General features: G+C 42.6%; 22 protein-coding genes. 15 read left to right on the top strand and 7 right to left on the bottom strand.

Annotation, left to right across the window (positions count from 1 at the left end; translation table 11 throughout):
- Positions 1-2 precede the first annotated feature (2 nt).
- The 15 genes from IDJ77_RS03985 (at position 3) to IDJ77_RS03915 (ending at position 13640) form a co-directional block, all read left to right on the top strand.
- Complete coding sequence (locus tag IDJ77_RS03985; protein ID WP_191187636.1) at positions 3-308, top strand: DUF4134 domain-containing protein; 306 nt, start codon at positions 3-5, stop codon at positions 306-308.
- On the top strand, positions 305-613 hold the full coding sequence (locus IDJ77_RS03980; RefSeq protein ID WP_191187635.1) for a DUF4133 domain-containing protein: 309 nt from the start codon (positions 305-307) through the stop codon (positions 611-613). The genes IDJ77_RS03985 and IDJ77_RS03980 overlap by 4 nt, the downstream gene beginning before the upstream one ends.
- Positions 600-3059 (top strand): TraG family conjugative transposon ATPase, encoded by a 2460-nt coding sequence (locus tag IDJ77_RS03975; RefSeq protein WP_191187634.1) that lies wholly within the window; start codon positions 600-602, stop codon positions 3057-3059. The genes IDJ77_RS03980 and IDJ77_RS03975 overlap by 14 nt, the downstream gene beginning before the upstream one ends.
- Complete coding sequence (locus IDJ77_RS03970; protein WP_191187633.1) at positions 3056-3367, top strand: hypothetical protein; 312 nt, start codon at positions 3056-3058, stop codon at positions 3365-3367. The genes IDJ77_RS03975 and IDJ77_RS03970 overlap by 4 nt, the downstream gene beginning before the upstream one ends.
- The gene (locus tag IDJ77_RS03965) at positions 3367-4035 is read left to right on the top strand and encodes a conjugal transfer protein TraI (RefSeq protein ID WP_191187632.1); all 669 of its coding nucleotides are present in this window, start codon (positions 3367-3369) and stop codon (positions 4033-4035) included. Before IDJ77_RS03970 ends, IDJ77_RS03965 begins: the two co-directional genes overlap by 1 nt.
- Positions 4022-4651: a hypothetical protein gene (locus IDJ77_RS03960; RefSeq protein WP_191187631.1), complete on the top strand. Its 630-nt coding sequence runs from the start codon at positions 4022-4024 to the stop codon at positions 4649-4651. The genes IDJ77_RS03965 and IDJ77_RS03960 overlap by 14 nt, the downstream gene beginning before the upstream one ends.
- Positions 4638-5285 carry a TerB family tellurite resistance protein gene (locus IDJ77_RS03955; protein WP_191187630.1) on the top strand — a complete coding sequence of 216 codons (648 nt, stop codon included), beginning with the start codon at positions 4638-4640 and terminating at the stop codon, positions 5283-5285. The genes IDJ77_RS03960 and IDJ77_RS03955 overlap by 14 nt, the downstream gene beginning before the upstream one ends.
- A gap of 55 nt (positions 5286-5340) precedes the next feature.
- Positions 5341-6549, top strand: a complete 1209-nt coding sequence (gene traJ, locus IDJ77_RS03950) for a conjugative transposon protein TraJ (RefSeq protein WP_191187629.1) — start codon at positions 5341-5343, stop codon at positions 6547-6549.
- A gap of 2 nt (positions 6550-6551) precedes the next feature.
- Positions 6552-7172, top strand: coding sequence for a conjugative transposon protein TraK (gene traK / locus IDJ77_RS03945; RefSeq protein ID WP_191187628.1), 621 nt, complete (start codon positions 6552-6554; stop codon positions 7170-7172).
- Positions 7169-7396, top strand: a complete 228-nt coding sequence (locus tag IDJ77_RS03940; RefSeq protein ID WP_191187627.1) for a hypothetical protein — start codon at positions 7169-7171, stop codon at positions 7394-7396. Before traK ends, IDJ77_RS03940 begins: the two co-directional genes overlap by 4 nt.
- Before the next feature lies 1 nt (position 7397).
- The gene (locus IDJ77_RS03935) at positions 7398-8426 is read left to right on the top strand and encodes a conjugative transposon protein TraM (RefSeq protein WP_191187626.1); all 1029 of its coding nucleotides are present in this window, start codon (positions 7398-7400) and stop codon (positions 8424-8426) included.
- Positions 8427-9653, top strand: coding sequence for a hypothetical protein (locus IDJ77_RS03930; RefSeq protein WP_191187625.1), 1227 nt, complete (start codon positions 8427-8429; stop codon positions 9651-9653).
- Between the two features lie 131 nt (positions 9654-9784).
- Positions 9785-10552, top strand: a complete 768-nt coding sequence (locus tag IDJ77_RS03925) for a hypothetical protein (protein WP_191187624.1) — start codon at positions 9785-9787, stop codon at positions 10550-10552.
- Between the two features lie 177 nt (positions 10553-10729).
- Complete coding sequence (locus tag IDJ77_RS03920; protein ID WP_191187623.1) at positions 10730-12235, top strand: CehA/McbA family metallohydrolase; 1506 nt, start codon at positions 10730-10732, stop codon at positions 12233-12235.
- 19 nt (positions 12236-12254) lie between these two features.
- A complete protein-coding gene (locus tag IDJ77_RS03915; protein WP_191187622.1) occupies positions 12255-13640 on the top strand; it encodes a hypothetical protein in 1386 nt (461 codons plus the stop codon).
- Here the strand turns inward: IDJ77_RS03915 and IDJ77_RS03910 are convergent.
- The 7 genes from IDJ77_RS03910 to IDJ77_RS03880 form a co-directional block, all read right to left on the bottom strand.
- On the bottom strand, positions 13637-14296 hold the full coding sequence (locus IDJ77_RS03910) for a hypothetical protein (protein ID WP_191187621.1): 660 nt from the start codon (positions 14294-14296) through the stop codon (positions 13637-13639). The two genes, IDJ77_RS03915 and IDJ77_RS03910, sit on opposite strands and share 4 nt — an antisense overlap.
- Before the next feature lie 128 nt (positions 14297-14424).
- Positions 14425-21501, bottom strand: a complete 7077-nt coding sequence (locus IDJ77_RS03905; RefSeq protein ID WP_191187620.1) for an FG-GAP-like repeat-containing protein — start codon at positions 21499-21501, stop codon at positions 14425-14427.
- A 528-nt stretch (positions 21502-22029) separates the two neighbouring features.
- Positions 22030-23949, bottom strand: a complete 1920-nt coding sequence (gene mobC, locus IDJ77_RS03900; protein ID WP_191187619.1) for a conjugal transfer protein MobC — start codon at positions 23947-23949, stop codon at positions 22030-22032.
- Positions 23950-23953: 4 nt separating this feature from the next.
- The gene (locus tag IDJ77_RS03895; RefSeq protein WP_191187618.1) at positions 23954-25165 is read right to left on the bottom strand and encodes a relaxase/mobilization nuclease domain-containing protein; all 1212 of its coding nucleotides are present in this window, start codon (positions 25163-25165) and stop codon (positions 23954-23956) included.
- Entirely contained in the window at positions 25132-25542 is a 411-nt protein-coding gene (locus IDJ77_RS03890; protein ID WP_191187617.1) for a plasmid mobilization protein, read from the bottom strand. Before IDJ77_RS03890 ends, IDJ77_RS03895 begins: the two co-directional genes overlap by 34 nt.
- 146 nt (positions 25543-25688) lie before the next feature.
- Positions 25689-25967 (bottom strand): hypothetical protein, encoded by a 279-nt coding sequence (locus tag IDJ77_RS03885; RefSeq protein ID WP_191187616.1) that lies wholly within the window; start codon positions 25965-25967, stop codon positions 25689-25691.
- 165 nt (positions 25968-26132) lie between these two features.
- Positions 26133-26750 carry a ParA family protein gene (locus IDJ77_RS03880; protein ID WP_191187615.1) on the bottom strand — a complete coding sequence of 206 codons (618 nt, stop codon included), beginning with the start codon at positions 26748-26750 and terminating at the stop codon, positions 26133-26135.
- Positions 26751-26763: the final 13 nt, after the last annotated feature.

Raw genomic sequence — 26763 nt, 5'->3', positions numbered from 1 at the left:
TCATGAAAGCGAAATTAAAAAACATTTATTCGATCATCATCCTGATGGTCACCAGTTTCAGCGCATTCGCGCAGGATGGTAACGCCGGTATCAATGAAGCGACCAACCAGGTAAAAAGTTATTTCTCTACAGGCACAAACCTGATGTATGCTATTGGGGCAATCGTCGGCCTGGTAGGTGCGATCAAGGTGTACAAAAAATGGAATGACGGAGAGCACGACACAGGGAAGGTTGCTTCCAGTTGGTTTGGCAGTTGCATCTTTTTGGTGGTCGTGGCCACTGTGCTCAAATCATTCTTTGGCGTATGAGTTATCAGATCAATAAAGGGATCAATCGCCCTATAGAGTTTAAGGGGTTGAAAGCCCAATACATCGGCTATTTAGGTGGCGGGCTGGTCGCCCTGCTCGTCCTGTTTGCAGTGATGTACCTGATCGGCCTGACTGTTTACCTGTGCATTGTAATCATTGCCGGATTGGGCAGTGGGCTGTTTTACAAAATATTCAGCCTGAGCCATCGATATGGCGAACATGGGCTGATGAAAAGGAACGCCCGGAAATACCTGCCCGAATATTTAAAATTCAGATCAAGGAGATTATTTTATGAAAAACGCTGAGCAAATATTCCCGATCTACAAGGTCGAACACGACAGCCTGCTGTCGATGCAGGGCGAAGTGAGTATCGCATTTGAAATTCAATTGCCTGAGCTTTTTACGTTATCCAACGATGAATATCTGGCTTTTCATCAGACTTGGGTTAAGGCCATCAAACTGCTTCCAAAAAACAGCATCTTCCACAAGCAGGACTGGTTTGTTGAATCTGCTTATCAAGCCGGTTTCGGCGACAGGACGTTTCTCAGCCATGCCAGCGAACGTTTCTTTAACGAGCGGCCTTACCTTGCGCACCGTTGCTATGTGATCCTCACCAAAAGGCCCGAAAACTTCCGGCCCGTGATCAGTGCTGCCAGCAGCCTGATGCGCAGGCACCTGGTACCGGCATTAACAACAGATGCCGAGTTATTCCGCGATTTCCTGGATAGTGCAGGCCAGTTCAAACGGGTCATGGAAGATAGCGGATTGGTGAAGTTGCGCCGGTTACCCGATGAGGAACTTGCCGGTACGCTCGTAACGCCCGGAATCCTTGAACAGTATTGCTTTTTGCTCAGCCCGGATGATGAACCTGCATTAAAAGATATTCATTTAAAGGATGAGTTGCGGATCGGTGATAACCGCTGCCAGTTGTACACGCTGGCGGAGCCTGAAAATTTACCGGCGTTATGCGGGCCGAGGATCACTTATGACCAGTACAGTACGGACAAAACTAAGTTCAGTACGGGTTTTGCCAGCCCCATCGGTGCCTTGCTTAACTGCAATCATATTTACAACCAGTATATATTTATTGAAGACAGTGCCAAAACCCTAAAAAAACTGGAAGCCAAAAAGCTGCGCCTGCAATCGCTATCGGCATACTCACGCGAAAACGCAATTGGCCGTGATGCCACACAGGAGTTCCTGCACGAAGCGATCAGCCAGCAACGGCTTCCGGTTAAGGCACATTTCAATATCCTTGGCTGGACAGATGACAAACAGCAGCTTAAGGATATCAAAAATAAAGTCAGCTCGGCGCTGGCCCAGTTAGACGCGCAGCCCAAACAGGAAACGGATGGCGCTCCGCAGATCTGGTGGGCCGGCTTGCCCGGCAACAGCGGCAACTTCCCGATGAACGATACCTTCGACACATTTGTGGAACAAGCCGCCTGTTTCTTTAACCTGGAAACGAATTACCGCAGTAGTTTATCACCTTGCGGCATCCGTTTGGGTGACCGCTTATCAGGTAAGCCCTTACACGTTGACCTGAGTGATGAGCCGATGAAAAGCGGCATTACGACCAATCGTAATAAATTCATTTTGGGCCCTTCCGGGAGTGGTAAGTCTTTCTTTACTAACCACCTGTTGCGCAGCTATTATGAACAGGATGCGCATATCGTGCTGGTCGACGTCGGCCACAGCTACGAAGGCTTGTGTGAGTTTGTAGATGGTTACTATTTCACCTACTCAGAAGACAGCCCGATCAGTTTTAACCCATTCTATATAGGTGAAGGCGATACGCTGGACACCGAGAAACGCGAAAGTATTAAAGCGATGATCCTTGCACTCTGGAAAAAAGAGGATGAAGGTGTACAACGCTCCGAATACATTGCCATATCCGATGCCCTGTATAATTACTACGAACAATTAACAGGATTTGCCTGCTTTGATACCTTTTATGAATTCCTGAAAGGTGACTTTTATGAAACGATGAAGCAAAGCAAGGTGAAGGATCAGCATTTCGACATTGACAACCTGCTCTTTGTGTTAAGGCCATATTACAAAGGTGGTGAATATGATTACCTGTTAAATGCGACAGAAAACCTTGACCTGCTGCACCGCCGCTTTATTGTTTTTGAACTGGATAATATCAAAGACCACCCTATACTTTTCCCGGTTGTGACGCTCATTATCATGGAAACCTTTGTCAGTAAAATGCGGAAGTTAACGAAGGAAACGCGCAAAATGATCCTGATAGAGGAAGCCTGGAAAGCAATCGCAAGAGAAGGAATGGCTGAATATATCAAGTATCTTTTTAAAACGGTCAGGAAGTATTTCGGGGAAGCGTTGGTGGTTACTCAGGATATTGAAGATATCATCAGTTCTCCCGTGGTGAAACAAGCGATCATCAACAACAGTGATTGCAAGATCCTGCTTGACCAGCGCAAATATCAAAATGACTTTCCGAAGATTCAGGCTTTGTTGGGTATCACGGATAAGGAAACCGCGCTTATCATGAGCATGAACCGGACGAATGATGAGCGGTACAAATACAAGGAGGTCTTTATCAGCCTGAACGGCCAGCTTTCGAGGGTATACCGCACAGAAGTAAGCCGTGAAGAATACTGGACTTACACCACGGAATCAGCTGAGAAAGCCAAGGTCAAAGCTTACAAAAAGAAATATGGCGACATCCGCAAAGCAATAGCGGTAATCGTACAGGAAGAACAACAAACTAAAAATAACGCCGCATGAAAAAATTACTGATTGGATGCACCATGTCGATGGCTGTCATATCATTGGTTAGCTGCCATAACAAAAGCCATAACGGAATTTACGTTGCAAGTTGGAAAAATGAATTTACGATGGCTGATGATACAATCATTATCAAAGATAACATTGTAACAAAACGCACAGGTTTCCGAAAGATTAGAAATGGTCAAGTGAAACCTAAAGAATGGGGAATTGATAGGTGGGTATTTAACGCGCCTTACGGCCCAATCATAGAAGTGGGAGATCAGCAGATAAGTATTGGTAACACAGTTTATAAGCAGATAAATTAATGAAAAAATTAATTCTCATTAGCATCGTGATATTGACTTGCTATAGTAGCAGATCACAAGCACAAATCCCAGTGGTAGAAGCCGTCAAACTGGTAGTAAAAAAAGTAATCAAAGCCATCGACCTGAAGGTTCAGCGCATGCAGAATAACACTATCTGGCTGCAAAACGCGCAGAAAACGCTGGAGAACGAACTCTCCAGATTCCGATTAAACGAAATATCGAACTGGTCGGAGAAGCAGCGGTCGTTATATGACGAATATTACCAGGAATTATGGAAGGTAAAATCGACGATTGCTTATTACCAACGGATAAAAGAGCTGACTTTTAAACAAGTAGCTATGGTCAGTGAGTATCAACGCACCTGGAACCTTTTCCAGTCCGATAGACATTTTCATCCCGAAGAGATCAATGAAATGCAGCGCGTATATCTTGGTATCCTGGATGCAAGCGCCAAAAACCTGGATCAGATCATGATGGTCGTTAATCCCGGCAGGACACAAATGACTGATCAGCAAAGACTGGAAGCTATTAACCAGGCCGGCGACCGGCTGGAAGAGAACTATGGCGACCTGAAGCAATATAATAACCAGAATATGATCCTGAGCCTGCATCGCAGCAAGGACCTTAATGAGGTACAAACCATCAAAAACTATTATGGACTGCATTAAATTAACCTGCTTTTTTTTGTTGTTCGGCACAATTGTCCGCGCGCAAACATTCGCTGAATGGTTCAAACAAAAGAACACGCAAAAGAAATACCTGTATCAGCAGATCGCGGCTTTGCAGATCTACAGCGGCTATCTTCAAAAGGGTTACCGCATCGCCAAAGGCGGATTGGGTACTATCGGCGATGCCGTAGGGAATGAGTATGATTTACATCGTAGTTATTACACGCACCTTAGTAAAGTGAACATTGTGGTAAAGAACAATCCTCAGGTAAATGACATCATTCGCTGGCAGCAGGATATATTAATACAAACCCGCGACCTGAAAAACATGAACGGACTCACCGGTAACGAAGCGCTTTATGTCAGTAAGGTATGTGAGGCTCTTTTAAGTGATTGCGATGCCCGGTTAAATGATCTTCAAACGATTATGACAGATCAAAAAATTAAAATGAGTGACGAGGAGCGCATGCGTCAAATCGGGCGGCTACATCTTGCAATGCAGGATAATTACCGTTTCGCAGCAACTTTTCGTTCGCAATTGCAATTATTCATACGCAGCAAAAAACAAGAAAACCGGGACATAAACACTTTAAATCATTTGTATGAAAACCGTTAAAACGTTCAAAATTGGCGGGGTCATGTTGATCCTGTTTTTAGGCATGGCCATAAGAGTCAATGCGCAGAGTGACGAATTGCAGCAATTGTTGCTGAACATCGAAAAGCTCACCCAGTTTAAAGCAATCCTATCCGATATGAAAAAAGGTTACCAGATCTATCAGCAAGGTTATGGTACAATATCTAATTTATCAAAAGGCAATTTCGACCTGCATAATGTCTACCTGACCGGTTTGATGGGGGTAAATCCGGCGGTACGGAACAATCCCAGGGTCTCAGAGATCGTAAGCCAGCAAAATGATATCATCAATGAATATAAACGCAGTGCCGGTATGTTCCGTCAAAGCGGTTCATTTAGCCTGAAAGAACTAAACTATTTTGATAATGTGTATAATCAACTGGTGAGGCAGAGCAATGCCAATATCGACGACCTGGCCAGTGTGACATCCGCCGGGCAATTGCGGATGTCAGATGATGACAGGTTACGGGCCATTGACCGTATTTATACGAACAGTTCAGACCAGCTACAATTCCTGCGTTTTTTCAACCGGCAAGCGGTAATGTTGAGCTTGCAGCGTAGTAAAGACTTAAACGATATGCAGGCCCTCAAACGGCTTTACGGCATTGCTAAGTAAAACTCTCAGGCGCCATTTTAAAAAAATGGTTGTGCGAAAAACTACATCTAATATTATGAAAAAGAAGCTAATATTAAGCGCCACACTGGCGCTGACGGGGATTTTCATTCCCTTATTTTCCAGGGCTGACGGCCTCGCAAATGACATTCACGGCCTGCAAAGTGTACTGGATAATGTCTACTCCGAAATGCTCCCTATGTGCAGCCAACTGATCGGTGTGGCCCGGGGCATTGCCGGTTTCGGTGCCCTTTGGTATATAGCGGCCCGTGTCTACCGGCATTTAGCGAACGCCGAAGCGGTTGACTTTTATCCGCTGATGCGTCCTTTCGGTATTGGCCTGGCCATACTTTTATTTCCAACCGTGATCGCAGTAATTAATGGTGTAATGAATCCTGTGGTGACCGCTACGGGTAACATGGTTAAAAGTTCAGATCAGGCCATCACCAAATTATTGGCGCAAAAGCAGGTCGCAATTGAAAAGACAGATACATGGCAAATGTACATTGGAGACGACGGCGAGGGTGACCGCGACAAATGGTACAAATACACTCATCCAAAAGATCAGGACGGACAAAACGATAAATATCTATCAAGCCTTGGCAATGATGTTAAATTTGCCATGGATAAAGCCAGCTTCAAATTCCGTAATAGCGTAAAGCAGTGGATGTCCGAAGTACTACAGGTCGTGTATGAAGCTGCCGCGCTTTGTATCAATACCATTCGTACGTTTTACCTCGTGGTACTGGCAATACTCGGGCCAATCGTATTCGGCCTTTCCGTTTTCGATGGATTCCAGCATACACTTACGACCTGGCTGGCCAAATATCTGAATGTATTCCTATGGCTACCCGTGGCTAATATCTTTGGCAGTATCATCGGGAAAGTGCAGGAGAATATGTTAAGGCTGGATATTCAGCAGGTACAAAGCGCAGGTGACACATTCTTCAGTTCCACAGATACCGCTTACCTCATCTTTTTACTGATTGGTATCGTAGGATACTTCACCGTTCCCGCTGTAGCAGGCTATATTATCAATCCCGGTGGTGGTAATGGCTTACTAAACAAAGTTACGAATCTCACAGCAATCACTCTAAGCACCGTTCAGTCATCTTCTTATGCTGCCGGATCAGCATTAGGAGGGCGCATGGCACAGGGGGCTCAGAATATTGTCAATGCGCCGGGCCATGTTGCTGAAGGTTATCGCTCCGCAGGCTCCAGTAATGTCCAGTCTGAAAAATTAAATGGCAACCCTAAAAAGCAATAATCATGTTTACACACCTAAAAAATATCGAAACTGCATTTCAGCAGAACAAACGCATTGTCGCCTTGGTCATCATGACCAGCGCCATCATCTCTGTCGCGGCAATTTACTTTGCATTTGCCGCTTATCAGAAGGCCTCAGCGCATATTTATGTATTGGCCAACGGTAAAGCACTGGAGGCCATCGCAGCTGACCGGAAAGACAATATCCCGGTTGAAGCAAAAGATCACATCAGTATGTTCCATCATTACTTTTTCACGCTTGATCCGGATGAAAAAGTTATCGATGACAATATCAGCAAAGCATTGTACCTGGCTGATGAAAGCGCCCGTAATCAGTATAATGGCCTGAAGGAAAAAAGCTATTACAACAATCTTATTTCGGGGAATATTAGTCAGACCGTACAGGTTGACAGCATTCAATTAAACATGGATAGCTACCCGTTCGCGTTCAAATGCTTCGCGACTGAAAAACTGATCAGGGCGACCTCCACTATCTACAAACTCCTGGTCACTCAGGGTTACCTGCGTAACGTCAGCCGTTCCGATAATAATCCGCATGGTTTCCTGATTGAGCATTGGGAGACCCTTGTTAATCGAGATACTACCATAAATAGCCAGCCATGATAAAAAATGTAATCGACCGGTTCAGCCGTTGGTTTAATAACCTTCATGGGGGCAGGCAGGTGTGTTATTATTTCGCGTTTTGCCTCTTATTCCTCCTGCTGCTATGGCTGAGTATACGCTATATAAGATTTGATGTGCAAATGTATACCGGCCGGATGCCGCAGCACATCGGCAAGCCATCCGGCCCGCAATTCTCAGATTCATTAACTTTTAAAAAACACTGATATGGAAAAGCAACAAAATTTTTTAATGGTACTACCACTATTGATCATTCCATTTTTAACGATGGCATTTTGGGCTTTGGGTGGCGGCAAAGCCAGCAGCCAGCCTGCAGTCGCCAACAAAGGCCTCGATACCAATCTGCCGGAGGCACAATTCAAGGACAAAGCCAAAACGGATAAAATGGCCATTTACCAGGCAGCACAGCATGATTCCACACAAAACGGCGTTAGCCCTGCCTTTTTACAGTCCATGGGCCTTGATAAGGCATCGCCTAAAAAGACGGATTCAATTACCACTTCCGACGACCAGGCGCAAAAAATCCAAGCGAAACTTGCCCAGTTAAACAAGCAGTTGAGTCAACCTGAGGATGTACGCTCACCAACGGCGGTAAGCGACGAAGAACCAGAACCGCAGCAAGTAAAGCAGCTTAAAAAAATGATGCGCAATATGGATGGTAATAATAACAGGCCCGATCCCGAAATGCAACAATTAAATAAAATGCTGGATAAAATACAGGCTATTCAAAATCCCGCATCCGTGCAGCCGAAGAAAACTACTACGGATACCAGCCGACCGTTCCGGGCCATTCCGGCAGTTATTGATGGAAAACAAAAGGTAGCCGACGGTGCATCCGTCAAACTTAAACTTACTGACACGGCGACGATCAAAAATCAGTTGTTACCCAAGGGCCAGGAAATTTTTGGTTCGTGCCAGATTACCAATCAACGGCTTCTTTTGACCATTCAAAATATCCGTTTGGACAAGCAAATTATTCCGGTCAACCTCACCGTCTTCAGTTTGGACGGCATGCCCGGAATACCGGCACCCGAAGCAGAACTTTCCGGAGCCGCAAGCGGAGGCGCTGATGAAGCCATTCAAAGTATGCAAATCATGAGCATGGATCAAAGTTTTGGTGCTCAGGCAGCGGCGGGTGGCGTGAATGCCGCCAAGGGTTTATTCAGCAAAAAGATCAGGAAAATTAAAGTAAAGCTGAGCAACGAATTTCCTGTGTTACTAAAGGTCAATAAATAAATGATCATGGATGATGAATTGCCTATTGATCCAAGGGAAACGGATTATCTCGACCATTACGACATGTCCTCAGCTACCAATTTTTTCGAACTCAAAACACAACTCGCCGATCTTGGATTCAATGATCCCACTTTGGTGGATGCGCTGCGCGAAAGCATATTTACGGCGGAGTACGCTGTCATTTCCGCCGGGTACAAAGAAACCATCAATGACTTTCGTTTTACAGGGTGGTTCGAATTTCACCGTAATATGGAATCCGGCGCGTACGAATTGGAACAATATCAGGCTATGCTTTACGACTTTGACGGCAGGGCTGCTGATATGATGCTGGATAAAGACATCAATAAAACTGAAGCATTAGAGGTTCTGCGAACCGAGTTTTCGCGTAACGAGCCTGACCTGACTTTATACTGGCCGATGACGCGCCAAACCATGCAAACGTATTTTTTAAACATAAATCAAAATCAGATGAACACAGAAAATTTAAATTACCTGCAAAAGCAATTGCTAAACCTGGGGTTTGGTGAAAAATCAAATGATGAATTGGAAAAGAATATTAAATCCGGAAAAAAGGAGTTTACTATTCCTACCAGTCAGGAGTACAACAAACAAAATGTTGATTATACCCTGCATTACAAAGCGGGTGACAACAACGAAATGTATTTTTTCAATAAATACGATGCTTCCCTACGGGACAAAGAAATGCAGCAGACCTTTTACATTAATAAAGGAGGGGCCATTACCGCTAAAGAGGCCTATAACTTAATGGAAGGTCGCGCCGTGCATAAGCAACTGGAGAATTCAGAGGGGGAGAAGTACAATGCCTGGATCGTTATTGATAAAGAGAATAAGACAGATAACGGAAATTTCAAACTGCGGCCGTTTACGGAGGGTTGGAATTATAAACCAGAAAGGGCCATTGATAAAATGGATATCGTGGGTATCAACGACGAAGGTGCCCGTGAAAAGCTAATGAAGTCATTGGAGAAAGGCAACCGGCACCAGGTGACTGCACTAAAAGACGGAAAGGAAGTAAAACTGTATATAGAGGCTAATCCGGCTGAACACCGGGTAAATTTAACTAACTATAAAGGCGAAGCCCAGCAATTGGAACATTACAAGAAGCCGGAGTTCAAGAATGAAAACAAAAAAGATCAAAAACAAGCGCAGAGTACGGAGGATGCGCCTGAAAAAAAGCAGCGCAAAGGCGCTAAAATGAAAGTTTAATATTAGATTGGCCGAATCTTAATAACCGGCATCCTTGCCGGTTAATTGTGATAAGGTTTAGGTTGAAAGTCCCCGGCAGCGAGTGTTGGGGACTTTTATTGTTGTTTTTACCTGCCCTTTGGTACAAAATCATGAACTATTTCATGGGAACAGCACCGGAACATAAACATGATATTACTTTTGATTTAAGCAGGGTTAATAAGAATTTACTGTTTAGTTTTGCCGACTTAAATATCATCAGTTACATGGCTTACACCTTGACAACCAAATGGGGAAGCTTTAAATACCAGAAGCCGATCGCGCTGGTTATTGCCTCTATGTTATTTCTTTCCGGCGTGAGTTTACTGAACGGAAATATCCCTGTACTGATCCTTTATTACTTTTTTGGTAGTCAGGGTGATTGTTTTTGTAATTCGCCCTGGTATATTACCGCTTTTGGGTTTCTGGTAGTTCTGTTATCCCTTTTTATATTTTATTTGCTTATAATAAACTGGCGTAAGGAAGTTTATCTGAAACTCTTTTATGAGGTGCAACTTGCTGTTAATGCCTTTTTTACCGGGCTTACCATGCGGTTAAATACTGTTGATACCCAAGTACTTGAGCAGCATCATACAGAAGCCCATGCCGCTTATTTACAAGCCCTGAAGTTCGTTTATGAAAATGCGACGCTGTTGGATGACGAAACTGACAAAGACTGCACCAAGTTACTCCATGCGATAGGGTTGAAAATCATTGATTTCAAAACTCACATTAAAGGCATTGAAAGCAATTCTCCAGGCAAGTTAAATTATGACCCCCACCAGGCGAACAGTGGTTTAGCCGCTGAAATGGAACACATCAGAGATCTTTATAAAAAGATAAAATCTGATCTCCGCAGAAAAAACAGATATAAATTATAAAAGCTTAAATGCACCCCGGATTAGCGGTCAAAAAAAGTGTTTGTTATTAGGATTTCGCTTGCCCAACGGTCATTTTCAACGTTTCGGGAGGTAACATTTATTGCGCTTTAATTATACGATAAATTGATTTGATTTATTTGTTATAATCCTTATCTTTAATGCATTAACCGACCTGTCATGAAAAAGTTACTACTCCTATGCTGCCTGACATTATGCGTTTTAACTGCGCGTCCGCAAGCTAATCTGAAAGTTTATTACGGTTTATTACATGCACACACCATGTTGTCTGATGGCTCCGGAACGCCGGAAGAAGCCTACGCGATGGCAAAAGCCAATGGCCTCGACTTTTTCGCTATAACCGAGCACAACCATGCAAAGGCTGAAGATAGCGGCGACGAACGTAAGGATGGTGTACTTATTGCCACTGATCCCAGGCTTTACAACGGCCAAAACAATGTTACGGTTACCCGCAGATGGACAGAAAACGGTCAGCAGCAAACAGAGACCATTAGTGTAAAGCCCCTGATAAAAGCTGCCGCTGCGGCTACTACACAAACTTTCCTGGCGCTTTATGGTCAGGAATTTTCAACCATCACCAGTGGTAATCATGTAAATGTTTTCGGATTGCCGGAAGTAATTACTGTGCCTAATGGAAATTTCAAAGGTTTTTTTGACCTGCTCCGCCAATATGATAGCAACGGATTAAATGCTGTAGTGCAGTTAAATCACCCCGACGTGCACAAGGATCTATTTTACAAGGGCGATGATAACTCGGTAAAAAAAAATATGTACAATGATTATGGCATAGATGCCGGCGATCTCGGGCCGGACTTCGACAACTGGGTAAAAACACAATCCCAGTACACCCACCTGATCGAAGTGCTGACCGGACCGGCTCTATCAAAGGTTTACAGGGACTATAAGCCGTTGGAAGAGGAATATTTCTTTTATTTGAAACAAGGTTTGCGTATTTCACCTACAGCGGGACAGGATAACCATTACAGGACCTGGGGCAGCATTACCGATGCCCGGACCGGTGTACTAAGCGAATCGCTGTCTGAAAAAGATATTCTCAATGCTTTCCGTAACAACCGCACATTTGCGACAGAAGATAAAAATCTCAAAGTAGTCCTTCAGGTGAACGACGCTACTATGGGTTCTGCCATCAACGCAACGGCTGAAAGCGAGCTTAAAATTAAGGTGTCGATCAGCGACACTGATGAACCCAATGCTACTTATGATCTGCAAATTGTCGGTGGTGCCATAAAACCAGAACTGAGCACTATGGCTATCGATTGGAAGGTCGAAGACGGCATACTCCTGACAAAAAACAACGTCAACGGTGGTGATGTGCCATTAACCGGCCTGTTCGCTGCTGCTGAACCTTCATTTTATTATATCAGGATTACTCAAAATTCCGGGCAAAAAAAGGATCGCGCCTGGACTGCACCGGTTTGGGTAAATTTAAATAACGCAGCCGCAAATGTTACACTGACCATGCCGACCGTTGTACCCGCTTCATTTTACTGGACTTCATCAAGCTCATCACAAGTTTACCATAAAAAAGGTTGCCGTTCCATTGACCTGATTAAACCGGAGAATTTGCGATCTGGCGATATCCCGCCTGCGGGACGCACACTGCACGCCTGCGTCATTGAAACGAACGCCGAACAAGAACCTTAAACATAAAAACCTTTTCATTATGTATAAATATCTATTGACCATCCTGGTTATATTTAGCATACAAATCGCCTTTGCACAAACTAAAGATGATTACTATTACGATTATCAGAAAACGTCTTTAACATCAGGCCGCGTTAATACCATATTGCGGGGCATCAATACGGAAAACCTGGGTAGTTTGGTCGAGCAGCAAAAAGACGGTAAAAAATATAACCTCGTGTCCAAATACACTTTCCGCACTTTGATCAAAGGTGACTTTGCGAAGCTCACCGGTACAGATAATTCCGCTACTGTAGGACAATATGCAGCTTTAAGTATTGACCCAAACACCTATAAACTCACTTTTAGCCCATACGCCTGGGTGCCGAGTAGCTCCGTATTGCAAAAGCGAAATTTTAAAAATATTCTATCTTTCGATGTGGGCGCTACGCTAAATAACAAATCGATCCTGGATCTGAAAGAATGGCGGAAAGTTACGGTCGCCTTTTCCTGGACAGGTGTTTTTGGCGTTCGTTACGGTTATGAAGTTGCCGACGCCGAAACTGAAGAAAACCACAAAGCGCCCTATGTTCAGTTGTACAGTGACTTGACGCAACAATTTACTAATGGGTTTGATGCGGCTTTCAAGTATAATGAGCTCAAAAAACGCTATGAGGTCAATAATCGCCGCTACGCTATTAACCATTCCGAATATGCTGATGAGGACGGTTTGAAAGGAGCTTACTTAGATAGCATTGCATTTTACGAGCAAGCAATGGTCAAATCTGAATGGAAAAAAAAGTCCTTTTGGTGGTTGAAAGTCACCGCTAATGCGCTGTCTTTCGATAATGCAGATTATATCGTAAAAGCCCTTCCTGCCACCATCGACGCGCCTTTATCAAAGGCCACCTATACACCTTCAGTAAGTTTGTCGATCAACAATTTCTGGGGTTTTGCCTCAAAATGGAGTTTTTATTGGAATTTGAATGCGCAGCTTGGCATGAAGAATACCTTTTCAGGCATTTACACTCCTGCGACTTACTACGGCTTAAGTAAACTCTCAGATCAGGCTTATTTAGAAAACAGTAAAAAAACGGTCTATCAATTAGATAACGATGAGATCAGAACCAAAATCCTGCCGGATCTTGGAGGTCAGTTCATTATCCTTTATAGTTTGAAAAAGATCGGCCTTGGCCTGGATGCCAGTTACAGCAATAAGTTCGCGATCTCTAATATCACAGGGCAGAATACCGGCTATATATCTTCACCTTCTGTCGGCTTTATCCTGGGTTTAAAAGATAAGACCGGCAAAAGCAACATCAATATCGAACCGTTTTTTAATTATATCGATTACAGAAACATCAATGTGAAAGATGCGCGTTTATGGGGCATAAAGTTTAGCATCCCGGTTAATTCATTATTTTAGGTTAAATGAATATAAGCGGCCAGTTGCGTTGCCGAGGTAAAGGCCCGGCAGCGCACTATCTGGTTGTTTTTTCCTTCATAAAACACTTCAACATAGAATTCAGGATGACTGTATAACGCTACTTTAAAATTGTCCTCATAACGTATGTCAACAAATTTCCCATGAATCGCTGCAGCGGCACTTTCATCCTTATTCAGCGCGTTAAAATCATTAAGGGTCATAAGGCTAAGATATATCGTTGAAGTGGTAATACCAATCTTCCTATTTTTTGTCAGCGGCCACAAGAGTTTACCGTTAAAATTTTCATCGATAAGGAAGGTTTTCCAGTGGCTCTGCTCGGAAACCATGTGCCTTACGGTAATGGTTAAAGTTAGATCCGTGCGTCCGTCCCGCTGTAAATTTTGAGCAATAACTACGCATGCCTTTCTGACAAACTCATCTATGGACGCCTTCTTAATTTCAGGCGGATAAAATACTTCCAGGTAATACTCGGGTTCAAAACGCCGGAGGTCAATGGACAGGCCACGGTTAGCATGAAACTCAAACAGGTATTTAAGGTTGTGCGGTGTGATCTTACGCAGGAGCTTTTTGTTGTTCCAGACCCAATCACACAAATCCTTTTTGAACACTTCGTAAAATTTCCCGGCATAATACATCACACAAAATTATCAAATGGATTTTAACATACTAATGTTTTTAGCATAAATTGTAAACATAAAATAAGGAACGATGGTAAGGATACAAATTCTGTCTGCCCTAAATCATTAGGGCAGACAGGTAATATTTAAGGAGTTGGGCTAACTGTTCCGCCGGAGTAGATATAGTTCATGACATCGCTGAATATATTTTGAAGAGTAGGGCTCGCAGTGTAATTATTAAGCGCCCAATTATCGTTATAATATATGTTCGCTGTCCCATTAATAGCATTCAGAGCCTTGAGCTGTAGCGTCATGGAATTATAATCGCCCATTGTTGCTCCCACGTTAAATGACAAAAGGCGCGATAAGCTTCCGGGTGCGTTAGCACCGACAAACAGCGTAGTAGAATTATCAAAATTTGAGGAAAATCCGAAACTACCGTTTACAACACCTAATTTGTAAGGTATAGAAATGCTTCCCCTGGCACTTCCCTCACCAAAAGGCACTGAAATACCTAATCTTGCCGGACCTTGTGTATTTAACCTGATAGATGCACTTGAACTTACCCTTGTACACAAAGGTAGCCTGCTGTCTCCACACGGATGTTGTTTGTCGTTATATATATCTATTAAAGCCCCAGAAAGCGCCCCATTTGCAAATTTACCCCCGCCTAACATGGAAGACGTACCCCCAATCAGTGCGGAGACCATAGTCTTAAGTTCAGGAGATAAAGAAATTTGAGATGATAATGGCCCAGCCAAAGTGACAAATGAACCGGCAAGAAAACCGTGCTCAAAGCTTCCTCCCATTGCTTCGCTGGCGATTCCTTGGTTTATTCCATGTACAGCAGCTTTCGCGAAATAGCCACCGCTCATTGCTTCTGGATTCCCGAAAGCGGTGCCTATACCAAAAGTAAAGCCGGCAGTCACGCCTCCGATTACGCCTCCTTTAAAACCGTTTTCCAAAGCCTGTTCGAAATTCCCTCCGTTTACTAACGTTGCGGTAAATCCACCGGCAAATCCAGCCGCAGCTCCGCTCAGTACAGCGGTTCCTGCCGTCATACCTCCCGTGAACATCGCTGGCCCCGCAACTGCGTACCCTCCTGCAACTGAAACTACGCCAACCAGTGCCCCCTTCCACCAATTTTCATTCCACTGCCAAGGTAGGAGAGAGCCACCAGCCGCTGACCCTCCCAGGTACGCTGCCACTACAGCAACTACTATAAACCCCCACTTACCGCCGGGATCAATGAAGACAGGCGGATTATTATAGCCATAAGTATATCCGTTAGCAAATTGCGTTGGCGAAAATGAATTATCGACAACTGGATCGACACTTATGAAGCGACCGGTTATGGGGCAATACATTCTAGCGGTCATGTCTACCAAGCCGTAATTTGCCAATGATATTCCACCGAGAAAACCTTTTTCAGCTAAATCCAATGTCTCTTTTGAAAGCGATTTCCAATCATATTTCCAATTGTTTACGTCTCTCTTTAGACCCCAGACGTCGAAGGCCATGCTGTCCAATAACTTTCCTTTAGTATCGGCTATGGCAATAAGTGAATTGTTCGCATCTTTTAATAAAAATGAAATTCCGCCTGTCCTGCTATCAACATGTGCAACAGGACTGCCGTTTACCAAGATAACAGCACGATGATTAAACAATATCCCGTTATTGTCTGAACCGCTGAAGTGATATTCCAATTCAGACATTCCTCCTAAATATGACACGCCTTTATGATTGTCATAATCATAAATACCCACTTTGGATTCATCAAAAGCATAATAGAAATTAATATCCCCAACGCTGAAAGGTAAATTATATTGATTATAGGCTATACCTGCAGATTTATTCGAAACCGAGAAAGGAAAAGTTGAAAGTTCATTTCCGTATCCATCGTACTGTACTCCTTTTGTTGAGGTTATTCCCGTTGGAAGTTCCGTTCGCTTTATTGAACTGAATTTATCTGTTCCTGGCTCATATGAAAACTCAAACTTCATTTCAGTCCCAAATGTTTTTTCGCGAATCGACCCGTTAAGGTTATAACCCACACGTGTAGAGTATTTACCGGTCCTTACCTCCGCGATACGATTTAAATTATCGTAAAAAAGCGAATCGACTAACAACGGTCGTTTTAAATCACCTTGACGAATCACGTTGCCGAGTTTATCGTAATCGTAACTAATGCCTGCCAGCAACTTTCCTGCCGAGGAGTATTCCAAACGCTCTAAGTTGGAAACCATTGGATCATATTTTTGAGTTGCCGCAATCTCATCACCCAATTTATAGGAACCAACCAAGCCGGAAGCATCAGTTTCTCCAAGTTCCCAGACATTCTGTTTGGTGCCGTTTACGGAAACTTCAGCTTTAACTAAAGTACCGTTGTTATAATTATAAAGCACAATGAAGCGTTTGTCATTTTTTTGGGCTGAATAAGGATAGGTGATAGATTTCACTAAACCTTTCTCATATGTATAAACGTATTCTAAATTATCGCGTTCCTTAATACCTGTGTAAGTGAAGACATTTTTATTGTTTGCGTGCATTCGATTATTTAAATTGAATGCTGCGAAACGATGAGTTTTAATTTTACCGGCCTCAGTATATGTAAATATTTCATCGTAAGGATGATCATCAGAGAAACTCTGAATAAGTTTGATTTTGCCTTTTCCATTCTCTTTTTCAGATTGCTGAACATAGGAATAAATTATCCGCTCCAGGTGCCCCGGCCGCAGTGCATTCAGTTGAGTTAATCTGTCCAGCGCATCATATTCATAACGCTTGGCGTAACCGTTAGCATCGGTATACATTGTTTTTTGGCTAAAGGCATTGTATTCAGCAATTTCATCTCGTTTGTAATTCGGATTACGATACAGAGTTCTGTTTCCATTCAAATCATATTGCATACGAAAGGTCCTTTGCTGGGCATCTGTCATTTGTATTATTCTTCCGAAACCATCATATTGATAGGTTACGTAAAATCCATTGTCATCGGCAGTCTTTTCGACTTCGCCAAGCAAGTTTTTTACTGTTATCCGCCGCTGACCTTTCTCATTAAAAACAGTATCAGTAAGTCCATAGTACACGAATTTTACTTTTGTAGAATCTGGAAAAATCGAAAGTATTTTTCTATTTAAGGCATCGTATCGATGTCTCGTAAATCGGGGTTTTGAACCGCTGAAGTAAGGCATTGATTCTCTTATAAGATTACCCTGCCGATCAAAATTATTTACGGTAATGATTGCTCTGCCTTTATGATCGAATATTATTGTTCCGACATTCTTATCTTCAACGTTGTAAAAACGTAGTGTCGGAAGGTTCGAAGTATTGTTTCGCTCAATAGAGACATATCCGTTAGGCAAACCAAACCCGCAATCATTACATATTCTTTTTTCGATTTGAGTTTGACTACCATCTGGCGCTGATATGGTCTGGTATCTGCCTATCACGTCAGCTTTTATTATAGTCTGTGTCTGAGCGTCGCCCATTGCACTTGATACTAAAAGTCCCTGAACAGGTTCGTATTTCTTATATGTAATATAACCCATTGGATCCAGCATTTGCTCAACAAAGCGCCCGTCCTTTGAGTATTGTGTAATTGTAATTCTGGTATTGTTTACGGTTTTAGAAAAGGTCGGGTAAAGGGTGCTGCGGTAAATATTACCGTATTTATTGAGTGCATATTCTTTAGTAATACTGAGCAACGTATCTTGGGCATCACTAACCTCCTTTATCAACTGGCCGTTTTGACTGTCATATTCAAATTTTGCGATACGCTCTACCTCGGTGCCGCTTCGAATAGTTTTAATTGAACTAGACTTTAGCCTGCCGATTAACCAGGAGTTTTCCCATTCGTTCCCTTGCTGTTCATAATAGGTATTCTTCAGATCAATTATTATTTCCCCGTCACCGCCTGTTCCTTTTTTTGTTCGGGACGTTAATAAATTTCCATAACTATCATAGGTCGAACCTATTTCAGAAAAATAAGTCATAATCCCGTTAAGGTCGTTACTAGTAACATTTTGACGAACACAGAACAAGTTGAAAGAAGTCCCTTTGTCCGCAGCACTTAACAAGTATTCAAAATTCTCTTCATTAACCTTCCGGCCTGGTTTTACAAAGGTCTGAATCTGCGTTACAGGCATTAATCCTTTCAACATGTTTTTCCTGTCCTGAAGAAATTTTTTGATTGAATAATTCCCATTTTGAATATTATTAACTGATGTTTCTTGAAAACCCAGAAACCCTCGTCCGTTTAGGGCATAAATGCCTCCTCGATAAGTGTAATGTGTTTGCTTAAAGGTGTTTTTCCCCTGTCCGTCAGTAACCGCTAAAGTATCTACTGCATATTGTGCTGAATTCCACGGGATAAAGGGGTAAGACATCGTAGTAATAAACTGGGGCGCGGTCGACTTAAGAATTGAAGAGTAACTTATTTTTATTCTTTCCTTGTTAGAGTGGAGAAAATTGGAAATAACACCAGCTTTTGTGTTGTCATTTATAGCTGTGAACGTATATAACCCGTCTTCAAGATCGTTCCGTTGCTCTCGTAAACTTGTATCGCTCGGAATTTGTACAGGGTAGGTTAGCAGTAAATCTGATAGGCCATCGCCGTTAAGATCTACTACATATGGTTGCCAATAATCCCCGTACGTTATTTTAGTATAATATTTATAACTGCCAAAAATGTTTGTTACCGTTGAATCCCCTGTATAAGATGCTCCGATAATTCGCTTAACGTTGTTATCAAAATTAAGGTCGGTGTCGATAAAATCCTTAAGCGGTTGCGCCATGGGTGCTGCATATGGTCTTTGCTCGTTGGGAAAAAAACCCGTTTCAACCGGAAAAATCATTCGGATATTGCGCATTACACATTCATGATCGTTAAGATTGCATGCTTCAATAGGCGTTATCTTTGAATCAAACAATGTTTTGTAATGTCTATTATAAATTACCGGCAGGACAAAGTCGGTTACAACCTGCTGACTGTAAGAGAAATTTCTATTCAACAATGTAACTAATTTTGACGACTGGTTTTTGAGTTGAAAAGTTCCTTTACCATCCCCGAAACCGACCAGTGAATGCCATCCTTTTTGATCGGTACGTTGTATTATTATATCAAGAATGCCATCCCCATTAAAGTCTCCAAAACTTGATTTTTGATTTACAGCGAAAGCCTCTTTTGTTACATTTTTTTTATCATTAAAATCAAATTCGCCATTTCCTTTACCAATTGCGCAATAGTAGTCCCACCCGTCTTTACCTGAATTGGAAATTATAACATCTACATTTCCGTCCCGGTTCAGGTCTGAAATCATCATATTTCCCAATTTGGAATAGTCTCCTTTAACAATTACAGAAGAAATAGGGATCGGCGCATTATGTAATGTATCTATGGTATAACCTACAATCCCGTAATCAATCCGATGACTACTTAGCTGATCTTCCACTGCAGACAGTCCGAGCTGCCGGCTATTTGAAAAAACAAAAGATCTTGTAAACCATCCGGAATTGTCTGTCCAGGTAAAGAAAAGGTCTGTAATTCCATCTCCATTTATATCCGCAAGCTGCGAAATGAAGCTCTCATCAGGAATATCTCCCTTATCCAGCTCTCGCGGTTTATCGGCACGTATCATGTCGGCAAAAAATACTATTGACTGATATTTTAATTTATCTTTTTCGAGGTAATAAACCATGATGTCAGAAAAGCCGTCAGCATTGAAATCACCAAAACCATATCGAATTTTTTTCATTCCGATAGCTGGCAATTTCAAAACTCCATGTTTCACTGTTTCTTTAAATCCGGTGTGGTTTCCATTGGCATTGCTTTGAGCGAGATAAAGATAAATAGAGAGACTGTCCTTTTCATTCGAAAGAAATACCAAGTCGTTTTTGCCATCTGCATTAAAATCTCCCGTAAAAGCTTTTGCATCTTTTGGAATCGTTCTGACTATTGTATCTACAATTGACGGCTGGAAACCGCCTTTTCTGTCGTTTATCCCTAGCAAGAGGGAAATTCGGTCACCGATATTTCTGTGTAGCAATTTGTCCGGAAACCCATCACCGTTGAAATCTGCAACTGCTACTTTATAATCTTCTTCGAGATGAAGATTATCCCGCGAAGCACTGCTGACTTTAACAAAAAAGTCTTCTTTTTTTCTATCTGTTTTTTTCCATTCAAATAATATGGCATTTGGCGAATCATCTATTAGATCGCTGTTTTTGCTTTGTTTGACACTTTGTGCAATTTTGGTTAGAAGAAGTTTATTTGAGATATCCTCATAATCATAGGTGAATCGATAAGTTCTGACTGTAAATTTTTCATTCTTGTCCGTCAAATATCTGGACGTAATAGATTCCAGGGGCTTATTTAAAATAATTTTTTCTCCCTGTATATATTTTACACTTTCCCAACCCCAACGGTTTACTGCTTTCCCATCATCATAATAAGAAAACACTATCTCGCCTATTGGACTCTTATTGTCTGTTCCCCCATAAGATATCGAAGATGGTTTGTAAAAGCTGGATAATATATCGTAATTAAAACGAATCCAATTTCCGGTCCTGTCTTTTACTAATGTAAGTAACCAAAGATAAGCAATACCTTTTTTTTGTGTGGTTGAAGTCCTGACGATACCATTAAGGTTTCCTAAAAGACCATCGTTTAGAGTGCCGTAATAATACTCTAAGCCGTCTTTGGTTACCACTTTAAAATAGGCGATTCCGTCCACGGGAGCTCCATTAACTTCTTCAACGGTAATTTTTTTGTATTGGTTATTTTCAGTTCTGTATTCTGTATTTTCAATTCCGTATATTGCTTTAGGATCCACTCCGACCAATCTCGCACCATCGAGGCTTAGTTTGTCTTCTGGTCCAAATGTTATATTTTGCGTCATTGAATCCGTTGCGGCTGTATTTGGACTACGACTTATATAGGAAAACCCGCCTACTGACCAGCCTTCTCCGAGTATGGATACAGAGCTACTTGAATTATAATTTAAGGAAATTCTCGGCGTCATTCCTCCGAGACCAGGCGTAACAGGAAAAGGTAAATTATAAACGGCTGATCCGTTGTCTGAAACAGAGAACGCTCCTTTGAAGCCTGAATAAAGGGGATTCTTATCAGATTGGATTTTTTTTAAATAATCTTGAGAAGAGGTTTGAGCAAATAGGCGAGAAGAGCAAAGCAATAAAACTAATATGGATCTAATCTTTGACATGGCTTTAGGGTTTTAAATTATTATTATGGCGGCTGGCCCACTTTCCATCATCCCTAATTCCCCTTCTGTGCCAGAAACGTTTAAGTAATTATATCCAGTTTATTTTAAAGGAACTTTTCATTGAAGCCAAATTGAAATTAAGTACATGAGGCTCAGGTAATTATTCCAAGTGTATTTTGTAGGCTTATAAAATTAATTATAATTTTAATTGCTTGTATGATTTTGAAAAAATATTTATAGCTTTTGAATTTACTCTTTTTATACGACCTTAATTGAACCTTATGCTCACATGATTTCAGCGCTATATTTTACTACTATATCGACTTCATGAGTGCGACGAGGCTAAATTTGCGACTTCGGGAAGGCCCGGTGCGGGAGAATTCAAATTTGCAATTCAAAGCTTATATCTCATTGATAATCAATGCTACGATACTTTCTGTATCTTGCAAGTAGTCCTGTCAAATAACCAGAAATTTAGACAACAACTTTCCAAAGCACCATGCTTTTATGCTTAAAATACACTTTTTGTTAATGGTCATGGACGATTTCTTCAATAAGTACTTTAATATCCGCCTTAATGCCTTGGTACTTCAATAATATTTCTTTCGGGCTAATATCTCGGATACTTGGTATTTCTCGGTAAGCACCCTCTTCTGCACTGATTGTTTCGTGGTTATTTTGGATCTGGTTATGAAACATTTTAAGATCGATCTTATTGGTGGGATCATCTGCTACCATACCCACAAATTCGCCCGATGACAGGCCTGCTATTTTAGAGGCTGGTATAGCATAATCGAGTTGGTTAGAGCGACTGATGGAAGTATCGCTGCTATTGATCGAAACGCTTTCCTTTTGCTGGTTGATCTTACCAAAGCGTTCGGATAACTGCTTAGCGGTATCACCGGTAACCTGTCCACAGATTATGTTACCAACGATATTCATGATCACCTCAGCCTGTTCGCGACCATAGTCTTTTTTTAACTGGCTATAGTCCTGAACTGCCAAAGTCACCGCTACCTTATTAGAACGTGCAGTTGCAATCAGGTTGTCGATGCCGTTAAAATAAATCGTCGGAAATTCGTCAAAAATGAGACTGCATTTTTGTTGGTTTTTACGATTAACCAACTTGTTGATACGATTCACATACAAGGATAAAACTGCGCCGTAAATCTGTGACTTTTGCGGGTTGTTTGCTAAGCAGACTACTTTAGGGTTATCAGGGTTATTTATATCCAACGAAAAATCATTGCCACTCAACACATAATAAAGTTGTGGCGATGACAGCCGGGCCAGGCTGATTTTAGCACTCGCAATCTGGCCTTCCAATTGCTCATAGGCTTCATTTTTCCAGGCTGAGATGAATGGATTGATCAGTACTTCAATTTCTGGTTCCTCACTTAACGCAGCGAAAAGGTCTTTGTAGTCTACCAGGGACAACTCGATCACATGGGGTAATGTGCAGTATTTACCGCCTTCATACTTTTTAAGAAACCAGATCAACGCGGTTACAAAGTTTATGGGTGATTCCACGAAAAAGTCTCCTTGTTTTTTGATCCATTCGCGGTTTAACCCGAGCATGATCGTACGGGCAGATTCTATAGCATCGGTAATATCCTGCATAGTATCAGGTTCCAGCGGATTGCTGCGATGCATGATCTTTTCAAAATTAATCACATAAAACGACCTGCCTCCATGTTCCCTAAGCGCATTGTAAGCAATTTTGGATAAGTCATCGTACTTGAAATCGTATATGAGCATACTAAAACCTTTTTTAATGTGCTGGGTGATAATGTGCCGGATCACAAAATAGGATTTACCGGCACCGGGACTGCCGCCAACCAATGTTCCGCGAAAAGGGTTTATAATATTAATCCAACTATAACGCTCTTTCCCTTTTAATTGATACTTGGCAGGCAGGTTAATCGAATATTCGTTTTCCAATAGCCTTTCTTCCTGCGGAAAGGTTTCATTTTCCTTGTTGAAGATATCGTCGCCCATTTTGAGTTTCAGTATCCTAAACAATAGGCCACCGCCAGTCATAAATAAAAGATAGCCAAATGAAGTGGTACCTATATAAACCGCAGCTACCGTGATTATTGTAAACGGAAGCGATAGAAACATGGTGCTGATAAAATACAACAGCAAACCAGTAAAGCAATAAGTAACGACAGTTTTCGTCCTGATCTTTTCATCCCTTTTGCCCTTGCTGCCGATCAGCGAAACAACCAGCAACAACAGAGCGATCAGTTTAGCGATGAGCACCGTTTTAAATATTGCCATTTTGGAAAGCGGTAACAAGACATGATCTGCAATTTTATGGGTAAGGTTCAATTCTTTAAATGCCGGGTAACAGCACAAATAGAAATGAATAACCAATATGGTGATACTTATTAGCCTGGTAAAATCAATAATCTTGCGCAGGGCCTGTTCGTTTTCTCCGGTTTGCATAGTGTTATAGATTAAGTCCTTTACGTTTCTTCTTTTTGAATTTGTTGAGCGCGGCCATGTCTTCACGCGCGGGAGCGAACAATATGTCTACTAATCCTTCGCCACTGGTTGATGCATGGCTTTGTGCGTTATCGGCAGACGCATTCAGGCCCGGTTTCCGGATGTTTACGGGGTCAGGCAGTAATTGCGCACTGAACTGATTGGCACTGTAAGTTTTTCCCAGATCGCTGCCATTAAAAACCGCTTTGTTTTTTTGATCGATAAAAGTTACGCCATAGATGCGGCCTTCATCGTTTTGGCGCAGGATAGATTGAATTCCTTCAGCCCTGAGTGCTGATTGAAAACTCCTCCTGGTTTGCGGTTTGGCTAATACTTCATCCAATATTTTGATCAGGCCTTCTTTAAATGGTTTACGCAAATGCGTGTTAAGCCGGAACTTATCCTCCAGCGTTATCAATGTAGGTTTACCATATAGGGTACTTGCTTTAATGGGTACGCCGATCTTGTTGCCTTGCTTATCCAGTATCCAATACACTAATCCTTCACGCGCATACATGCGGGAGTCTTTGGAGCCCCGGTCCGCCTGGATGTTGTACTGTTGTAAAACCGCGTTGAGTTCGGGAACACTGGTAAACTTATAAGCCCTTAATACAAAGCCCAGGACATTGGTTATGGCCCGCTTGGTTTCGGCTTTGCCATATTCTGCCGGAGAGATTTCCGCTTTCAAGTTTGGTTTTTGTGAAGGCTGCTCCTCAGCTTTAGTCAGTCCATATTTGATCTCGATAGCTTTGCGTGTTTTCTCTGATTCATTTTGCCCCAGGTAGTGCAGGCTGATCCGCTCGCCGTCCCGTTTGATATTCGTCGTGACGATATGGATATGCGGATGTCCTGCATCCTCATGCCGGTAAACTAAATAGGGCTGCGTTTCAAAACCGACACCCTGGAGATAATCTTTGACGATCTCCCGCAGGGTTTCATCCGCCAAATTTTCGCCGTTCGGGAAATTCAGGGAGATATGTACGGTATTGGTTTTGGATCGCTGGTTCATCCCGGCCAGGTCGGTTAACCTGAAAAGCTTGTCATTAAAAGACAGTTCATCTTTGTCCTTAAAGTATTTTGCCGCCTCGATCAATGCAGCTTTTTGCTGTTTCACTTTGTTCTCGTTATAGTTTAGCGCGCCGATCAGGCTTTTGCCGCTTTTAATTTTTGCGACCATATATCCGCGTATTGGTTCATCCTGTCTTTAATTTGTTGAATCGACGGCTCCAGTTTGGTGTTGATCACACTGAGCAAATTCATCCAGAGCCTGGCATCGGCATTACCGTGGGCGCTATTGATATTGCGCATCGCCTGGTTGAGATTGTTGCCGATCGCATTCAATTCCTGCCGCAGCAATACCATTTCTTCCAGCATATCATCCATAGCTTTGTCACGGTAAGTAACCGTTACGGGCTTATCCAAAAGCAGGCTGCGCATGTATTCGCTTAGCTTCCTGAACTGGGTCTTTTTGAACTTCCCGTTCAGCAATTGGTACTCGTCAGGTTTCAGCCGGATATTGTACCACCTTGACCTGTTATCTTCCTGTTCACTCATGATCTAAATCTTTAAAAATCCGACTTCGGAGGATTTTTGCCTGGACCGTGGCCGACAGCGGAGGCCGGGGCAAGATTCAATTGTGACACAATTGTACATCTTGCTGACTGCTGCGAAGCGGGCGGTCTTATCCTGCTAACAGTGTTTTAATCGGCATTTTTTGTTTTTTCCTCCGGCTTCGCCTTGTGGCTGAGATAAAGTTCAAGTGCCTGTATATTGATGTCTTTAAGGGACTCATCATACTCCAGTCCGAATGTTTTAAGCCGCTTTAAAAGGCCTTTGGGTATCCGGTTGTTGAACTGTACTTCGGGCTCATTTGGAACGGGTACGGCCTTGACCGGTGTCACCTCTTGGATAGGGGTAGCAGGCCTTTCCTGTCTGAGTTTGTCGGCAAGATTGCCGAGTTTGTTTTTATAATTTTCCATTTGCTATCATTATAGTTTGTTAGCAATTGTTGCCAGTTTACTAGCTTGATAGCTTCCTGTCAACCGCAGCTAGCTTGATAACTTGCTATGACCTTAGCGTGCTAAACTGCTACGATCTTAGTTTGCAATTTTGCTAGCTTGTTAGCTAAATAAAAAGCTAGCTTGCTATATTGCTATTTCAGCACTGATGTGCTCGACAACTTCTTCAGTCAACGCCATAATCTCTTCTTTTGCCCGCTTGTCAGCGCTATTTAAAACGCCCGCGGTCATGGAGGACCGCGCGATACTTACCCGGTCATGCACCCTTGTTTTCAGCAATGGTGTATCCATGCTTTGCAGCAGGACTGCCACTTCCCGGGTAATGCCTGATCGTGGCTTGACCATATTGAGTACGATACCGGCCCTGATCTGCGGCGTCTTTCGCTGCGCTTCCTTAATCAGTGCCAGAGTAGAACGAATGGCCATTACGTCGAAGAAACCGGCCTTGGTCGGTACCAAAATAAAATCAGAGTAAAGAAATAATTCGGGTAAGCGATTGGAGAGATAAGGCGGCGTATCGATGATGACCAGGTCATAGGCCAGCTGCCGGATATCCTGCAATTTATCGACGCCGATAATAGCCAGGTCGGGAAAATCCTCCCGGATGTGATATAAACTACCCTGAAGATCGGTGTCTACAAGGGCTACTGATAATTGATCCTGGAAACAAAGCGCCAGGTTGATCGCTAACGTGCTTTTACCTACGCCACCTTTTTGATGGGCTATGGTGATGATCTTTGCCATGATGTTAGATTTC

The sequence above is a fragment of the Mucilaginibacter pankratovii genome, from assembly GCF_014773265.1.
In the GTDB taxonomy this organism is placed as follows: Bacteria; Bacteroidota; Bacteroidia; order Sphingobacteriales; family Sphingobacteriaceae; genus Mucilaginibacter; species Mucilaginibacter pankratovii.
This window is presented reverse-complemented; position numbering and strand designations above follow the sequence as displayed.

Excerpts from the sequence above, each read along its gene's own strand:
- IDJ77_RS03985 (WP_191187636.1), top strand. The coding sequence starts at position 3 with ATGAAAGCGAAATTAAAAAACATTTATTCGATCATCATCCTGATGGTC.
- IDJ77_RS03980 (WP_191187635.1), top strand. The coding sequence starts at position 305 with ATGAGTTATCAGATCAATAAAGGGATCAATCGCCCTATAGAGTTTAAG.
- IDJ77_RS03975 (WP_191187634.1), top strand. The coding sequence starts at position 600 with ATGAAAAACGCTGAGCAAATATTCCCGATCTACAAGGTCGAACACGAC.
- IDJ77_RS03970 (WP_191187633.1), top strand. The coding sequence starts at position 3,056 with ATGAAAAAATTACTGATTGGATGCACCATGTCGATGGCTGTCATATCA.
- IDJ77_RS03965 (WP_191187632.1), top strand. The coding sequence starts at position 3,367 with ATGAAAAAATTAATTCTCATTAGCATCGTGATATTGACTTGCTATAGT.
- IDJ77_RS03960 (WP_191187631.1), top strand. The coding sequence starts at position 4,022 with ATGGACTGCATTAAATTAACCTGCTTTTTTTTGTTGTTCGGCACAATT.
- IDJ77_RS03955 (WP_191187630.1), top strand. The coding sequence starts at position 4,638 with ATGAAAACCGTTAAAACGTTCAAAATTGGCGGGGTCATGTTGATCCTG.
- traJ (WP_191187629.1), top strand. The coding sequence starts at position 5,341 with ATGAAAAAGAAGCTAATATTAAGCGCCACACTGGCGCTGACGGGGATT.
- traK (WP_191187628.1), top strand. The coding sequence starts at position 6,552 with ATGTTTACACACCTAAAAAATATCGAAACTGCATTTCAGCAGAACAAA.
- IDJ77_RS03940 (WP_191187627.1), top strand. The coding sequence starts at position 7,169 with ATGATAAAAAATGTAATCGACCGGTTCAGCCGTTGGTTTAATAACCTT.
- IDJ77_RS03935 (WP_191187626.1), top strand. The coding sequence starts at position 7,398 with ATGGAAAAGCAACAAAATTTTTTAATGGTACTACCACTATTGATCATT.
- IDJ77_RS03930 (WP_191187625.1), top strand. The coding sequence starts at position 8,427 with ATGATCATGGATGATGAATTGCCTATTGATCCAAGGGAAACGGATTAT.
- IDJ77_RS03925 (WP_191187624.1), top strand. The coding sequence starts at position 9,785 with ATGAACTATTTCATGGGAACAGCACCGGAACATAAACATGATATTACT.
- IDJ77_RS03920 (WP_191187623.1), top strand. The coding sequence starts at position 10,730 with ATGAAAAAGTTACTACTCCTATGCTGCCTGACATTATGCGTTTTAACT.
- IDJ77_RS03915 (WP_191187622.1), top strand. The coding sequence starts at position 12,255 with ATGTATAAATATCTATTGACCATCCTGGTTATATTTAGCATACAAATC.
- IDJ77_RS03910 (WP_191187621.1), bottom strand. The coding sequence starts at position 14,296 with ATGTATTATGCCGGGAAATTTTACGAAGTGTTCAAAAAGGATTTGTGT.
- IDJ77_RS03905 (WP_191187620.1), bottom strand. The coding sequence starts at position 21,501 with ATGTCAAAGATTAGATCCATATTAGTTTTATTGCTTTGCTCTTCTCGC.
- mobC (WP_191187619.1), bottom strand. The coding sequence starts at position 23,949 with ATGCAAACCGGAGAAAACGAACAGGCCCTGCGCAAGATTATTGATTTT.
- IDJ77_RS03895 (WP_191187618.1), bottom strand. The coding sequence starts at position 25,165 with ATGGTCGCAAAAATTAAAAGCGGCAAAAGCCTGATCGGCGCGCTAAAC.
- IDJ77_RS03890 (WP_191187617.1), bottom strand. The coding sequence starts at position 25,542 with ATGAGTGAACAGGAAGATAACAGGTCAAGGTGGTACAATATCCGGCTG.
- IDJ77_RS03885 (WP_191187616.1), bottom strand. The coding sequence starts at position 25,967 with ATGGAAAATTATAAAAACAAACTCGGCAATCTTGCCGACAAACTCAGA.
- IDJ77_RS03880 (WP_191187615.1), bottom strand. The coding sequence starts at position 26,750 with ATGGCAAAGATCATCACCATAGCCCATCAAAAAGGTGGCGTAGGTAAA.